This is a genomic window from Micromonospora echinaurantiaca, assembly GCF_900090235.1.
Lineage (GTDB): Bacteria > Actinomycetota > Actinomycetes > Mycobacteriales > Micromonosporaceae > Micromonospora > Micromonospora echinaurantiaca.
The window spans coordinates 7004359-7018021 of the sequence record NZ_LT607750.1 but is presented as its reverse complement, the minus strand read 5'-3'; the positions used below and the strand labels follow the sequence as shown (position 1 = coordinate 7018021).

Genomic DNA, 13663 nt, shown 5'->3' with positions numbered 1-13663 from the left:
TTAGGCTGGTGCCCGTGAGCACGCCGACCCGGGTCTACCTCGCCCGTCTCGCCGGCGTCGCCGTCTTCGACCCCAACGGCGACCAGGTGGGCCGGGTACGCGACGCGGTGGCCCGGTTGCGGCCGACCCAGCGCCCGCCGGAGGTGGTGGGCCTGGTCGCCGAGATGCCCATGCGCCGGCGGATCTTCCTGTCGATCAACCGGATCACCTCGATCGATGCCGACGCGGTGGTGCTCGGCACCGGCACCCTCAACCTGCGCCGCTTCGAGAAGCGCCCGAACGAACTGCTGGTGCTCCAGGAACTGCTCGACCGGCGGGTGCAGGTCGACCCGGGCGGCCAGGCCGGCACGGTGGTCGACGTGGCGATGGAGTGCAGCCGCGGCGGCGAGTGGTCGCTGACCCGAGTGGCGGTACGCGAGCAGACCGGCCGGCTGAGCCGGCGCGGCAACCTGCAGCAGGTCGAGTGGGAGCGGGTCCGCGGGTTGAGCGGCATCGCCGACACCCGGGGCACCGCCAACCTGCTCGCCGTGCTCGAGGACATGCGCCCCGCCGACCTGGCCAACGCGTTGCAGGACCTGCCCGACGCGCGGCGCAACGAGGTCGCCGCCGCCCTCGACGACGAGCGGCTCGCCGACGTGCTCAGCGAACTGCCCGAGCACGACCAGGTGGAAATCCTGGCCGCGCTGGACCGGGAACGGGCCGCGGACGTGCTGGAGGAGATGGACCCGGACGACGCCGCCGACCTGCTCAGCGAGCTCACCCCGCCGGAACAGGACGTGCTGCTCGACCTGATGCAGCCGGACGAGGCCGACCCGGTACGCCAGCTGCTGAAGTACACGCCCGGCACGGCGGGCAGCGTGATGACCTCGGAGCCGGTGATCCTGCCCCCGGACGCGACGGTGGCGGAGGCGCTGGCCCGGATCCGCGAACCGCAGCTCTCCCCGGCGGTCGCCGCGCAGGTCTTCGTGACCCGCGCGCCGATGACCACCCCGACCGGCCGCTACCTCGGGATGGTGCACTTCCAACGGTTGCTCCGGGAACCGCCGGCCGACATGCTCGGCGGGGTGGTGGTCAACGACATCGACCCGCTCCGGCCGACCACCCCGCTGCCGGAGATCACCCGCCGGATGGCCACCTACGACCTGGTCGCCATGCCGGTGATCGACCGGAACAACCGGCTGGTCGGCGCGGTCACCGTCGACGACGTACTGGACCACTCGCTGCCGCGGGACTGGCGCGACCGGGACGCCATGACCGGCCCGACCAACCCGGACGCGGTGCTGGACGGTGCGGATGGTTGAGCGGCGGGCGGAACGGCTGGACCAGCCGCGCGAGCCCCGGAGCCTGAAGCTGCCCCGGTTCGACCCGGAGGCCTTCGGCCGGTGGTCGGAGGGCATCGCCCGGGGCATGGGCACGGCGAACTTCATCGTCTACATGACGGTGGTGATCCTGCTGTGGTTCGGCTGGAACACGCTGGCCCCGGCGCACCTGCGCTTCGACCCGTACACCTTCACGTTCCTCACCCTGATGCTGTCGTTGCAGGCCAGCTACGCGGCGCCGCTGATCCTGCTGGCGCAGAACCGGCAGGCGGACCGGGACCGGCTGGCGCTGGAGGAGGACCGGCGCCGGGCCACCATGCAGAAGGCCGACACCGAGTACCTGGCCCGGGAGATCGCTGCGCTGCGGATCGCGATGGGCGAGGTGGCCACCCGGGACTTCCTCCGTTCCGAGCTGGCCCGGCTGGCCGAGGAGCTGGACGAGGCGGGGCAGCGCCGGCAGCGGCTGGAACGCCGCCAGCAGGAGCGGGCCGCGCATCGGGCGGCCGGGGGTGGCGACGCGCTGGAGGAGCCCCGCGACGAACTGGACGGCGACTGGGCCCGGGACGGCCGCCCGGAGGGGTGAGCCGGCGTCGGACGGCCGCCGGGGTGAGCTCCGGCGTGGGGACGCCGGGGAGAGCGGTAGGGCTCGGCGCCCTGACCGGTGCATCAGAACGCCGCGCGCCTCAAGGGGCCAGGCGAGCGGCGTTCGCCTCGATCGTCCCACTTCGTGCGGTACGCGTCCAGACCCCTGCGGCCCTGGGCGGGCGTCATCGATTCGCTCACACCGACCCCCGCTGGCGGCGGTGCGGGACTGCCTCCGACGTAGCATTGCGGGCATGTCAGCACCCGTCAGCACCGTCTCCGACGCGATCCAGGCCGCGCTGGCCACCGTCAACGACCCGGAGATCCGCCGGCCGATCACCGAGCTCGGCATGGTCCGCGCCGCCACGGTCGGCGACGACGGTGTGGTCCGGGTAGAGCTGCTGCTCACCGTCGCCGGCTGCCCGCTGAAGGACAAGCTGCGCGCGGACATCACCGCGGCCGTCGGCGCGGTGCCCGGGGTGACCGGCGTCGAGATCGAGTTCGGCGTGATGAGCCCGGAGCAGCGCCAGCAGCTCCAGGCGAAGCTGCGTGGCGGCGGCGCCACCGAGGAGCCGGTCATCCCGTTCGCCCAGCCCGGCTCGCGCACCCGGGTGTACGCGGTCGCCAGCGGCAAGGGCGGCGTCGGCAAGTCCAGCGTGACCGTCAACCTGGCCGCGGCGCTGGCCGCCCGCGGGCTCTCCGTCGGCGTGGTCGACGCGGACATCTACGGTCACTCGGTGCCCCGGATGCTCGGCGCGGACGGCCGGCCCACCCGGGTCGAGGACATGATCATGCCGCCGCAGTCGCACGGCGTGAAGGTGATCTCGATCGGCATGTTCACCGCCGGCAACGCCGCCGTGGTGTGGCGCGGCCCGATGCTGCACCGGGCGCTGCAGCAGTTCCTCGCCGACGTCTACTGGGGCGACCTGGACGTGCTCCTGCTCGACCTGCCCCCGGGCACCGGCGACGTGGCCATCTCGCTGGCGCAGCTGCTGCCCAACTCGGAGATCCTGGTGGTCACCACGCCGCAGGCGGCGGCCGCCGAGGTGGCCGAGCGGGCCGGCGCGATCGCCCTGCAGACCCACCAGCGGGTGGTCGGCGTCATCGAGAACATGTCCTGGCTGGAGCTGCCGGACGGGTCCCGGATGGAGGTCTTCGGCGCCGGCGGCGGCGCGACGGTCGCCGAGTCGCTGACGAAGACGATCGGCGCCCAGGTGCCGCTGCTCGGCCAGATCCCGCTGGACACCCGCGTCCGGGAGGCCGGCGACGAAGGCAACCCGATCGTGCTGGCCGAGCCGGAGTCGCCGGCCGCGGTGGCGCTCGGCAAGGTCGCCGACCGGCTCGCCGTCCGCCGCGAGTCGCTGCTCGGCAAGCCGCTGGGCCTCAAGCCCGCCGGCCGCTGACCCGCACGGCCCTAACGCCCCGCTGCCGAGGCGCCGCGCCGCCCAGACGCTGCAGGCCGGGGTGGGGTGGTCTTGGACACGCACGGTGACGCAGGCGGGCCGGCAGCTCGCAGTCGGTCGTGATACCTGAGAGTCATCAGGATGACTCTCAGGTATCAGGTCTGCAGAGCAGAGTGGCCCTCCAGGGCGGCACGCCCAACGGTGGCATGGGCGGAGCCACAGCAGGCAGTACGCCCGTCAATGGCATGGGCGGAGTCACCGCAAGCGGCACACCCGGCGGCGTCACAGCAGGCAGCAGGGATGGCCGGCATCGGCCATCGGGCTGGTGGCGCGCGGTGAGGACGGCGGTGCGAGGGGTGCCCGGGCTCAGGTGGCGTCGTCGTAGCTGACCCGCGGGGCGGGCGCCGGGGCGCCGCCGGTGGCGGTGGCCGGCCGGCCCCCGTTCGACCGGGGGTCGGCGGCGTTGGCGACGTCCTTCAGCTCGTTGTGCACGCCGGTGACGTCGGCCCGCAGATTGTCGTAGACGCCCTGCAGCGGCTTCCGGATCGCCTGCTCGTCCTCCTCGCTGAGCAGGTGCTTGCGGATGAACGCCTTGGGGTGCAGATCCTCCAGCTGGATGTCGGTGCCCAGCTCCTTGCTCAGGTCAGTGGTGGCGTTGCGGGCCATGTTGCGCAGGTTGCGCACCATCCGCAGGCCGTCGTTGATCACCGCGGGCAGCCGGTCGCCGAAGATCAGCAGCGCCAGGAGCAGCAGCCCACCGATCTCCCACATGTTCAGGTTGTCGAGCACTGCGGGCCCCCTCTCGGCGTCAGCAGCAAGACTACGCACGTCGGGCGCCGGACCGGGAGGGGGTGACCGCCCGCTACTTCGCGTCTGCGGCGAGCGTCACCGACGCGTTCAGCCGGTCCGAGCCGCGGCGGTACTCCACGGTCACCACCGAGCCCGGGGCGAACTTTCGGACCAGGGCGATCAGATCGGTCGGTTCGGTCATCGGGCGCCCGTTCAACTTCAGGATCACGTCGCCGGCCTTGAGCCCGGCGTCGGCCGCCGGCCCGGACGGCTCCACCGTCACCAGCCGTACGCCGTTGCCGCTGGCCGCGCCGGGGCCGCCGACCTGAGCGCCGATCACGGTGCGCCGGGCCTTGCCGGTGCCGATGATGTCCTGGGTGATCCGCTTGGCCTGGTTGATCGGGATGGCGAAGGCGAGACCGATGTTGCCCGCCTCCTGCCCGTCGGCGACCAGCGACTTGATGGTCGAGTTCACCCCGATCACCCGGCCGGCGCCGTCCACCAGCGGACCGCCCGAGTTGCCGTGGTTGACCGCGGCGTCGGTCTGGATGGCCGCGTAGTAGCGCACCGGGCCGCCCGGCTCACCCGCCTGCATGGTCCGGTCGAGCGCGCTCACGATGCCCGCGGTGACCGTGTTGGCCAGCGAGAGCGGCGAGCCGATGGCCAGCACCGGGTCGCCCACGGCGAGCGCGTCGGAGTCGCCGAACTCCACCGGCCGCAGCCCGGTGCGGGCCACCTTGATCACCGCAATGTCGGATTCCGGGTCCTGCCCGACGAGGGTGGCCGCGGCCGAGCTGCCGTCGTTGAAGACCACCGAGGCCTTGCCGTTGCCGCCCGCGACCACGTGGTCGTTGGTGATCACGTGGCCGTCCGCGCTGGCGATGAAGCCGGAGCCCTCGCTCGTGCCGCCGAGGCTGCTCACCCGCACGGTCACCACGCTGGGCAGCACCCGTTCGGCGACGCCGGCCAGCGACTCCGGCTTGCGCTGGGCCAACCCCGGTGCCTGCGGGTCGGCGCCGAGGACCGTGCCGGCACCGGCACCGCCCCGCACCGCGAAGGCGTAGCCGAGCGCGCCACCGAGGCCACCGGCGAGCAGCGCGGTGATCAGCGGGATGAGCAGCAGTTGCCGCAGTGAGAGGCGACCCGGGGCGTCCGGGTCGGTGACGGGTTCCGGCTCCGTGCCGGGGCCGGGCGCGGCCGGGACCACCACCGCGGCCGGGGCGGCCGGATCGCGCCACGGGTCGGTGAGCGCGTCGGACCACCAGGGTGAGGTGGTGCCGGTGCCGTGCGGAGCCGTCGGCGCAGGCGGCGGGTACGCCGGCGTCGGCGGTCCCGCCGGCGTCGGGCTCCCACCGGGCTGGCGCCAGTCCCAGCCGTCGGTCACGTCGGTCCTCCCAGTCCGTCCCCGGATCCCGCCCGCGACGGCCCGGCGACAGGTCGGCCCGGTCGCGACCGGCGGGATCCCGTCTCCAGGATTGCACGGATGCCCCGGGTGGAGTCAGCGGTTGCCGCCCGTGATCGTCCGCGGCGGGACGCGCGGCTGCGAGCGTTGGGGGCCGCCTCTAGGCTCACAGTGCCAACCCGCCCCTCGCACCATTCGCGCCGCCCGGAGGTGTCCCATCGCCACGGTCGCCGGTTCCGGCAGTTCGACGGCCCAGGCTCTGCAGTTCGCCGAGTCGTACGCCGCTGAGGATCTCGTGCTGCGCACCGCCCGCAGCCTCGCCCGTGAGGTCGGTCTCGACGCGGTGACCCCCGGCGCGGGCGCCGCGCTGCGGCTGCTCGCCGCCGCCGGCAACGCCCGGGCGGTGGTGGAGATCGGCACCGGCACCGGCGTCAGCGGGGTGTGGCTGCTGCGCGGCATGCGGGCCGACGGCGTCCTCACCACCATCGACGTCGAGGTGGAGCACCAGCGGATCGCCCGGCGGATCTTCACCGAGGCCGGTTTCCCGGCGGGCCGCACCAGGATCATCACCGGCCGCGCGCTGGACGTGCTGCCCCGGCTCGCCGACGGCGCGTACGACCTGGTCTTCGTGGACGCCGAGTCGACCGGTTTCGCCGCCTGCGTGGACGCCGCGCTGCGGCTGCTGCGCCCGGGCGGGGTGCTCGCGCTCAACGGCACGCTGGCCGGCGGCCGGATCGGCGACCCGGCCGCCCGCGACGTGGAGACGGTGACCATCCGGGAGACGATCAAGGCGATCCGGGAGTCGGAGCACTGGATCCCGGCGCTGCTGCCGCTCGGGCACGGGCTGCTCGCCGCCGTGAAGTGCTGACCGGGGCACTCGACCGCGTCCGCCGGGGGCGGGCACCGTCGGTCAGCCGAGCGTGGCCAGCCAGCGCAGCAGCGAGCGTACGCCCCAGCCGGTCGCGCCCGTGGTCAGTTCCGCGTCGTCGGCGTCCGCCCAGGACGGCGCGGACATGTCCACGTGCAGCCAGCGGTCGCGCAGGTCGCCGGTGAACTCGCGCAGGTAGAGCGCGGCGACCACCGAGCCCGCGCCCTGGGTCGGCGCGCTGTACAGGTCGGCCAGCTCGCTGCCGAGATACTCGACGTAGTCGGTGGGCAGCGGCATCCGCCAGGCCGCCTCGCCGGCCTCGGCCACCGCGGCCAGTACGGCGGCGGCCAGCTCGTCGTTCTCGCTGTAGAGCGCGCCGGTGCGCTTGCCCAGCGCCACCGCGTTGGCGCCGGTCAGCGTGGCCAGGTCGACGAGCAGGTCCGGCCGCAGCTCCTGGACGGCGTAGGCGAGCGCGTCGGCGAGCACCAGCCGGCCCTCGGCGTCGGAGTTGGTGGTCTCGCTGGTGGTCCCGCCGTAGTGGCGGACGACGTCGCCCGGGCGGAACGCCGAGCCGCTGACCATGTTCTCGGCCAGCGGGGCGAGCGCGGTGACGCGTACCGGCAGCCGCAGCGCGGCGGCGCCGACGGTGGCCGCCACCACCGCGGCCGCCCCGGCCATGTCCTTGCGCATCAGCTTCATCGCCGGCACCGGCTTGATCGAGATGCCGCCGGTGTCGAAGGTGATGCCCTTGCCGACCAGCACCACGTGGGTGCGGGCTTCGGCCGGCCGCCAGTCCAGCTCGACCAGGCGCGGGCCGTGCGCCGAGCCGCCACCCACGGTCAGGATGCCGCCGAAGCCCTCGGCGGCCAGCTCGGCCGGCTCGCGTACCCGCAGGTGCAGGTCCGGCACTCCGGTGACCCGGTCGGCCACCTGCTCGGCGAACCACTCGGGGTTCTTCACCGAGGAGGGCATGTTCGTCAGGTCGCGGGCCCAGCGGGTCAGCCGGGCGGTGGTGCGGGCCGTCTCGACCACGGCCAGGTAGGGCTCCGGGTCGGCCACCAGCAGGTCGACCCCGGTGAGCGCGGGCGCGTCGCCGGCGTCGGTCAGCCGGAACCGGTACGACGCGAGCAGCAGCCCCTCGTAGAGCCCCCGGACGGCGGCCGGGGACGCGTCCGCCGGCACCGAGATCGTGATGTGCGTCTCATCGGCGACGGCACGGACCAGCGCCGCGCCGGCACGCCGCCAGCTCGCCTCGTCGCCGTCCCCCGTGCCGACCAGGACCAGCAGGCCCGGGGTCCGCCCCGGACGGAACTGGGTCCGCAGCTCACCGGCCCGGCCGGTGAGCCGGGCGGCCGGGGCCAGCGCGACGGCCTCGTCGACGACGCCGTCGGGCAGCGCCACCGCGGTCGGCGCGGGCACGGCCGGAGCGTCGCCGCCCGCCCCCTCCCCAGCCGGACGAAGGGGCAGGACGAGGGTGTCGAGCCGGTCGGGCTCGGCGACCAGACGGATGGCGAGCACGCGGGACCGTACCTCCAGGAAAGTGATCGCGGAGCGGGGATGACCCACGGCGCTCCGCGCCGGTGAAGCCCTGAGCCACCGGCGGGGCCGGTGGCTCAGGGTACGACGAACCGTCGGGGCGGCGGGCGCCGCCCAGACCGCTCCTCGCTCAGCCGGCGGCCGCCTTCAGCGCGTCACCGAGCGCGTTGGCCTCGTCGGGAGTCATCTCGACGACGAGCCGGCCACCGCCCTCCAGCGGGACCCGCATGACGATGCCCCGGCCCTCCTTGGTGACTTCCAGCGGACCGTCGCCCGTCCGCGGCTTCATCGCCGCCATGTTGTCTCCCCTCAGACCTACACCAGGGTCGGTGGGTTGCCCCACAGCCACTTCGTCACGACCACCCGCAACCTACGCGGGGGTGTCGACTGACGATTTTCCCTGATGAACACCGCCGGACCCAAACCGAAGCAGCATTGATGTAACAGCATCTAGCTTATCTTGAGAAGGCCTGTCACAATGTGCGGTCATGCAGGCACGGTCGGCACTCTTCGACCTGTACGGCGACCACCTCCGACCGCGGGGTGGCCGCGCGCCGGTCGCCGCCCTGGTCAAGCTGCTGGCACCGCTCGGGATCGCCCCGCCCGCCGTGCGTACGGCGGTGTCCCGGATGGTGCGTCAGGGGTGGCTCGACCCGTGCCGGCTCACCTCCGGGCCGGGATATTCGATCACACCGAAAGCCGCCCGCCGGCTCGACGAGGCGGCGGCCCGGATCTACCGCACCGGCCGGGTCAGCTGGGACGGCCGGTTCGACCTGCTCGTGCTGGAGGCGCCCGCCGGCCGCCGGGAACGACAGCGGCTCGCCGCCAACCTCCGCTTCCTCGGCTACGGCACGCTCGACGAGCAGACCTGGGTGGCCACCCGCCCGGCCGAGGACGTCGACCTGCTGCTCGCCGAGGCCGGCGTCCGGTTCGAGCGGTTCACCGCCGCGCACGCCTCGGGCACCCCGGGCGCGATGGGCGTGGTGCGCCGGGCCTGGGACCTGGCCGAGATCGGCCGGGCCTACGAGCAGTTCGTCGCCGAGCAGCGCCCGCTGCTGGCCGGGGTGACCGTGCGCAGCGGCGACGAGGAGGCGTACGCCGCCCGGTTCCGGCTGGTGCACGCGTGGCGTACCTTCCTGTTCCGGGATCCGCAACTGCCCCCGGCGCTGCTGCCCGAACGCTGGCCCGGCACTGCCGCGGCCAGCTTCTTCGACCGGCACGCCGCCCGGCTCCGGCCGGCCGCCGACCGGTACGTCGAGCAGTGCCTCGACGCCGGCAACCGCATCGTCCGACAGAAGGGTCGTTAGAGACGTGACCGAGCCGCTGCTGGTCGACCGCACCGACGCCGTCGTGACCCTCACCCTGAACCGCCCGACCGCGATGAACGCGCTCGACGTGGCGCTCAAGGAGGCCCTCCGGGACACCCTGGCCGAGCTGGAGACCGACCGGTCCTGCCGGGCGGTGGTGCTGGCCGGCGCGGGCGGGTCGTTCAGCGCCGGCCAGGACCTGCGCGAGCACGTCCAGACGCTGGAGTCCGGCGGCGGCGACGCGCTGGACACCGTCCGGGCGCACTACAACCCGATCGCCGCCCGGCTGGCCAACCTGCCGAAGCCGGTGGTCGCCGCGGTACGCGGGATGGCCGCCGGGGCGGGCGCCTCGATCGCCTTCCTGGCCGACATCCGGATCGGTGGACCGTCGACCAGCTTCCTGATGGCCTTCGCCAAGGTGGGGCTCGCCGCCGACACCGGCGCGTCCTGGACGCTGCCCCGGCTGGTCGGCCACGCCAAGGCGGTGGAGTTGCTGATGCTGGCCGAACCGGTCCGCGCCGAGGAGGCCTGCCGGCTCGGGCTGCTCAACCGGATGGTCGAGGACGACGAGCAGGTGCTGCCGGCCGCGCAGGAGCTGGCCGCCCGGCTCGCCGCCGGCCCGACCGTCGCGTACGGGGCGATCAAGCGGCAGCTCTCCATCGCCGACGCGGGCACCCTCGCCGACGCGCTGGCCGCCGAGGCGCAGGCCCAGTCGATCTGCGGGGCCACCGACGACCACCGCGCGGCCACCTTCGCCTTCGTCAAAAAGCAGAAGCCGGCGTTCGAGGGGCGCTGACCCGACCCGGTCGGGTCAGTCGTCCTCCTCCGGGTCCTGGTTGGCCTCCTCGCCGAGCACGAACGCCTGCATCGCCAGTTCGTCGCCGGACGGCGAGACGAAGGCCGGCAGCTCGCGCGGGCCCAGCTCCTGCACGTACGCCCAGAACAGCCGGACCGCCTCGGCCGGTGACTCGGCCTCGATCGGCAGGTCGAGGCTGACCAGCCAGGAGCGCCGCTCCTTCGGCGGGCCGAGCCGGTCGACCAGCCGCCGGAAGACGGCCGGGTCCAGCGGGCTCACCGGCCGGTCGAGGGTGACCGCGTCGGCCGGCACCGGCTCGTCGAAGGCGCGCCGGGTGTACGCCACCACCAGCTCGGCGGGACCCCGCTCGGACAGCGGATCGTCCGGGTCCTCCGGCGCCTCGCCGGTGGGCGCGACGACCCGGCCCAGCGCCACCAGCCGCGGCGGCTCGTCGGCCAGCACCGCCACCTGGTCGCCGGGGCGGGGGCGGGCGGTGCCGTCGAGGCCGGTCAGCTCCAGCGTGTCGTGGTGGACGAGCCGCTCGGCGTCGTAGCGCCCGGCCGGCAGCAGCACCGCCCAGACGCCGGTGCCGTCGGCGCGGCCCACCCCGTTCACCCGGTACGCGGTGTCGGTCGTCATGCCCTCATCCCATCACGCCGCCGCCGGGCGTCACGACGTGGCAGCCCGCCAGGTGGTCGTCGACCATGCCGGTGGCCTGCATCAGCGCGTACGCCGTGGTCGGGCCGACGAACCGGAAACCGCGCTTCTTGAGCGCCTTGGCCATCGCGGTGGACTCGGCGGTCAAGGCCGGCACCTGCGCGAACGACGTGGGCCGGCTGGCCCGGGGCGGCGGCGCGTACGACCAGAGCAGCTTGGAGAGCCCGTCGGGCAGGTCCAGCGCGGCCCGCGCGTTGGCGATCGCCGCCTCGATCTTGGCCCGGTTGCGCACGATGCCGGCGTCGGCCAGCAGCCGGTTCACCTCGGCCTCGCCGTAGCCGGCCACGGTGGAGATGTGGAAGTCGTCGAAGGCGAGCCGGAAGTTGGCCCGCTTGCGCAGGATGGTCAGCCAGGACAGGCCGGACTGGAACGCCTCCAGCGTCATCCGCTCGTAGAGCGCGTCGTCGCCGTGCAGCGGCCGACCCCACTCGGTGTCGTGGTAGACGGCGTAGTCGGGGGTGCTCGACCCCCAGGCGCAGCGCGGCAGCCCGTCGGCGCCGATCACCAGGTCACTCACGGCGTAAACGGTAGGCCAATCCCCCGACACACCCATTGCCTCCGGCCGGGGCGGCTGCCTATGGTGCTGGTTACCGGTCGGTAGGTGGGCGTCGTCACACCCGGCCGGCGCCCGGCGCACCGGCGGCACCGCAGCGGGAGGCGGCACCATGAAGGATTTCCCCGACATCATCGCCTGGTCGATCCCGGCCTTCCTGCTGCTCGTCGTGCTGGAACGGGTCTCCTACCTGCTGCACCGCGACGACGACGAGGTGGGCTACGGGGCGGCCGACACCGCCACGAGCCTGGCGATGGGGCTGGGCAGCGTCTTCACCGATCTGCTCTGGAAGATTCCGATCGCCGCCGCGTACGCGCTGCTCTACGCGGTCACCCCGCTGCGGGTCGCCGAGCTGTGGTGGACCTGGCCACTGATCGTGCTCGCCCAGGACTTCTGCTACTACTGGTCGCACCGGGGCCACCACGTGATCCGGATCCTCTGGGCCACCCACGTCGTGCACCACTCCTCGCAGCGGTTCAACCTCTCCACCGCGCTGCGCCAGCCGTGGACCAGCGTCACCGGCTGGGTGTTCTACATCCCGATGATCCTGCTCGGGGTGCATCCGGCGGTCGTGGCGTTCGCCGGCTCGGTCAACCTGCTCTACCAGTTCTGGATCCACACCGAGCGGATCGACAAGCTCCCCCGCTGGTACGAGGCGGTGTTCAACACCCCGTCACACCACCGGGTGCACCACGCCTCGCAGGGCGGCTACCTGGACCGCAACTTCGGCGGCATCCTGATCGTCTGGGACCGGCTGTTCGGCACCTTCGCGCCGGAGCGGGAGCGCTGCGTCTACGGGCTGACCAAGAACATCGAGACCCACAACCCGCTCCGGGTGGCCTTCCACGAGTACGTCTCGATCGCCCGCGACCTGCGTACCGCGGCGGGCTGGCGGCACCGGGCGGGGGTGCTGCTCCGCTCGCCCGGCTGGCAGCCGGAGGCCGTCCCCGCGCCGGCCACCCCGGCACCGGCCGCCTCCGCACCGGCCACCCCGGTCACCACCCGCTGACCGGGGTCAGGGCAGGCGGCCCTGCTCGACCAGCCGGGCGAACTTCTTCAGCGCCTGGGTGAGGCCGAACTTGGAGCCGGGCCAGAGCACCGGCCAGGCCACCCGGCCGGCGGTGCCGCCCGGCAGGTGGAACCACTCGTGCCAGACCACCTGGGTGCGGTCCCGCTCCAGCTGCGTGCAGCGCAGCACGCCGGGACCGCGCAGCAGCCGGCCGCAGTGCACCACCCGCACCTCGTACGGCGGGTCCACCTGGACGACCCGCATCTCGTCCCGGAGCACGGCCGGCCCCACCGTGGTGACCGCCTCGACCAGACTGCCCTCGCCGCCGTCGCCCTCGATCACCCGCACCGTGGTGAACGGGATCCACTCGGACTGCCGCTCCCACGCGGTCAGCGCCGCGAAGACCCGCCCGGCCGGGGCGTTCACGATCACCGTGGCGGTCACCTCGCCGGCACCTGGGTGGGCGGCCTCGCGCAGGTCGTCCGCTCCCTCCGGTCCGGTCACACCGGCTCCGACCGGGCCACCGGCCCGCGCCGGCCGTCCTCCGGCTCACCCGGCGAGTCCGGCGCGTCGTCGCTTCCGGCGGGTGCCGGCCGGGCCCCGTTCCCGGTCGCCGGCGCGGCCTCGGCGCCCGGCGTGCCGGTGGCCGCCGTGCCGGATGTGGTGGCGGCCCCGGCCGGCCCGGCGGCCGGCTCGCCGGCCGTCGTCGGCCGGGCAAAATCCGATTCGGTCACGGGCCGGTCGGTGGCGGCCCCGGCCGGTCCGCCAGCCGTCCCGGTGGCCGTCGTGGGCCGGGCGAAGGCGTCGGACCCGCTCGTCGGCCGGGCGAAGGCGTCCCGCCCGGTCGGTGCCGGCTCGGCGTACACGACGGGTTCGGAGACCGCGGGCCCGGTGGGCTCGGCGACCGGGGGCCCGCCGGGCCCGATCGGCCCGGTGGCGCCGGCGGCCGGGGGCTCGGGCTGGGCGGCGCTGCCGGCGGCCTGCTCGCGGGCCCGGCGCAGGGCGTCGGCGTCCGCGATCCGCCCCTCGCGCAGCGCGGTGACCTCGGCCTCCAGCACCCCGATCAGCTCGGACTTGTAGCCGATGTCGTACGCCGCCCGCCGCATCGCCTGGTCGACCTGAGCCATCCGGTAGCCGCGCAGGGCGGTGTCGAACCGGACCTCGCCGACGTCCGACTCGCGCAGCGGGCGGGCGCCCGGCAGCGGCACCGCCCGGCCGTCCGGCTCGACCGGCACCAGGCCGGGATCCCGGCCGCTGACCAGCACCGTCACCCCGAACACCACCGCCGCGACGGTCAGCGCCACGACCAGTAGGAGCAGAACCTGACCCATGCACAGATCGTGGCATGTCGAACGGGCCGGAGCGACCCCACCACCCACCCC

The 13663-nt window shown here is 74.2% G+C and carries 14 protein-coding genes and 1 pseudogene; 7 read left to right on the top strand and 8 right to left on the bottom strand.

The annotated features are described in order from the left end of the window. Positions 1-14: 14 nt before the first annotated feature. The 3 genes from GA0070609_RS32015 (at position 15) to GA0070609_RS32005 (ending at position 3304) form a co-directional block, all read left to right on the top strand. Entirely contained in the window at positions 15-1301 is a 1287-nt protein-coding gene (locus GA0070609_RS32015; protein ID WP_088997238.1) for a magnesium transporter MgtE N-terminal domain-containing protein, read from the top strand. After that, entirely contained in the window at positions 1294-1902 is a 609-nt protein-coding gene (locus tag GA0070609_RS32010) for a DUF1003 domain-containing protein (RefSeq protein ID WP_088998092.1), read from the top strand. Before GA0070609_RS32015 ends, GA0070609_RS32010 begins: the two co-directional genes overlap by 8 nt. Positions 1903-2155: 253 nt before the next feature. Continuing rightward, the gene (locus GA0070609_RS32005; protein WP_088997237.1) at positions 2156-3304 is read left to right on the top strand and encodes an Mrp/NBP35 family ATP-binding protein; all 1149 of its coding nucleotides are present in this window, start codon (positions 2156-2158) and stop codon (positions 3302-3304) included. A 366-nt stretch (positions 3305-3670) separates the two neighbouring features. On the opposite strand, the gene GA0070609_RS32000 is transcribed toward GA0070609_RS32005, so the two are convergent. Further along, on the bottom strand, positions 3671-4093 hold the full coding sequence (locus tag GA0070609_RS32000) for a Sec-independent protein translocase family protein (RefSeq protein ID WP_088997236.1): 423 nt from the start codon (positions 4091-4093) through the stop codon (positions 3671-3673). A gap of 73 nt (positions 4094-4166) precedes the next feature. Further along, positions 4167-5477, bottom strand: a complete 1311-nt coding sequence (locus tag GA0070609_RS31995; RefSeq protein WP_088997235.1) for a S1C family serine protease — start codon at positions 5475-5477, stop codon at positions 4167-4169. Positions 5478-5790: 313 nt separating this feature from the next. Here GA0070609_RS31995 and GA0070609_RS31990 point away from each other — a divergent pair, with 313 nt between their 5' ends. Beyond that, positions 5791-6363: an O-methyltransferase gene (locus GA0070609_RS31990; protein WP_088997234.1), complete on the top strand. Its 573-nt coding sequence runs from the start codon at positions 5791-5793 to the stop codon at positions 6361-6363. Positions 6364-6405: 42 nt separating this feature from the next. On the opposite strand, the gene GA0070609_RS31985 is transcribed toward GA0070609_RS31990, so the two are convergent. Then, positions 6406-7881, bottom strand: a complete 1476-nt coding sequence (locus GA0070609_RS31985; protein ID WP_088997233.1) for a leucyl aminopeptidase family protein — start codon at positions 7879-7881, stop codon at positions 6406-6408. 148 nt (positions 7882-8029) lie between these two features. Further along, positions 8030-8197: a DUF3117 domain-containing protein gene (locus GA0070609_RS31980; protein WP_007455245.1), complete on the bottom strand. Its 168-nt coding sequence runs from the start codon at positions 8195-8197 to the stop codon at positions 8030-8032. Positions 8198-8387: 190 nt separating this feature from the next. Here GA0070609_RS31980 and GA0070609_RS31975 point away from each other — a divergent pair, with 190 nt between their 5' ends. Both GA0070609_RS31975 and GA0070609_RS31970 read left to right on the top strand, forming a co-directional pair. Beyond that, the gene (locus GA0070609_RS31975) at positions 8388-9206 is read left to right on the top strand and encodes a PaaX family transcriptional regulator (protein WP_088997232.1); all 819 of its coding nucleotides are present in this window, start codon (positions 8388-8390) and stop codon (positions 9204-9206) included. 4 nt (positions 9207-9210) lie between these two features. After that, a complete protein-coding gene (locus GA0070609_RS31970) occupies positions 9211-10002 on the top strand; it encodes an enoyl-CoA hydratase-related protein (RefSeq protein ID WP_088997231.1) in 792 nt (263 codons plus the stop codon). A gap of 15 nt (positions 10003-10017) precedes the next feature. Here the strand turns inward: GA0070609_RS31970 and GA0070609_RS31965 are convergent, their stop codons facing one another. Continuing rightward, the gene (locus GA0070609_RS31965) at positions 10018-10641 is read right to left on the bottom strand and encodes a hypothetical protein (RefSeq protein ID WP_088997230.1); all 624 of its coding nucleotides are present in this window, start codon (positions 10639-10641) and stop codon (positions 10018-10020) included. 4 nt (positions 10642-10645) lie between these two features. After that, complete coding sequence (locus GA0070609_RS31960) at positions 10646-11236, bottom strand: DNA-3-methyladenine glycosylase I (protein ID WP_172899443.1); 591 nt, start codon at positions 11234-11236, stop codon at positions 10646-10648. 148 nt (positions 11237-11384) lie between these two features. Between GA0070609_RS31960 and GA0070609_RS31955 the strand changes: the two genes are divergently transcribed. Further along, complete coding sequence (locus GA0070609_RS31955) at positions 11385-12281, top strand: sterol desaturase family protein (protein ID WP_088997228.1); 897 nt, start codon at positions 11385-11387, stop codon at positions 12279-12281. 6 nt (positions 12282-12287) lie between these two features. Here GA0070609_RS31955 and GA0070609_RS31950 read toward each other — a convergent pair whose 3' ends face one another. Together GA0070609_RS31950 and GA0070609_RS31945 are read right to left on the bottom strand one after the other, a co-directional pair. After that, positions 12288-12785 (bottom strand): SRPBCC family protein, encoded by a 498-nt coding sequence (locus GA0070609_RS31950; RefSeq protein WP_088997227.1) that lies wholly within the window; start codon positions 12783-12785, stop codon positions 12288-12290. A gap of 275 nt (positions 12786-13060) precedes the next feature. After that, a pseudogene (locus tag GA0070609_RS31945) lies at positions 13061-13612 on the bottom strand (DivIVA domain-containing protein); the annotation flags it as partial. Positions 13613-13663 lie beyond the last annotated feature (51 nt).

Excerpts from the sequence above, each read along its gene's own strand:
- GA0070609_RS31975 (WP_088997232.1), top strand. The coding sequence starts at position 8,388 with ATGCAGGCACGGTCGGCACTCTTCGACCTGTACGGCGACCACCTCCGA.
- GA0070609_RS32010 (WP_088998092.1), top strand. The coding sequence starts at position 1,294 with ATGGTTGAGCGGCGGGCGGAACGGCTGGACCAGCCGCGCGAGCCCCGG.
- GA0070609_RS31955 (WP_088997228.1), top strand. The coding sequence starts at position 11,385 with ATGAAGGATTTCCCCGACATCATCGCCTGGTCGATCCCGGCCTTCCTG.
- GA0070609_RS32005 (WP_088997237.1), top strand. The coding sequence starts at position 2,156 with ATGTCAGCACCCGTCAGCACCGTCTCCGACGCGATCCAGGCCGCGCTG.
- GA0070609_RS31980 (WP_007455245.1), bottom strand. The coding sequence starts at position 8,197 with ATGGCGGCGATGAAGCCGCGGACGGGCGACGGTCCGCTGGAAGTCACC.
- GA0070609_RS31965 (WP_088997230.1), bottom strand. The coding sequence starts at position 10,641 with ATGACGACCGACACCGCGTACCGGGTGAACGGGGTGGGCCGCGCCGAC.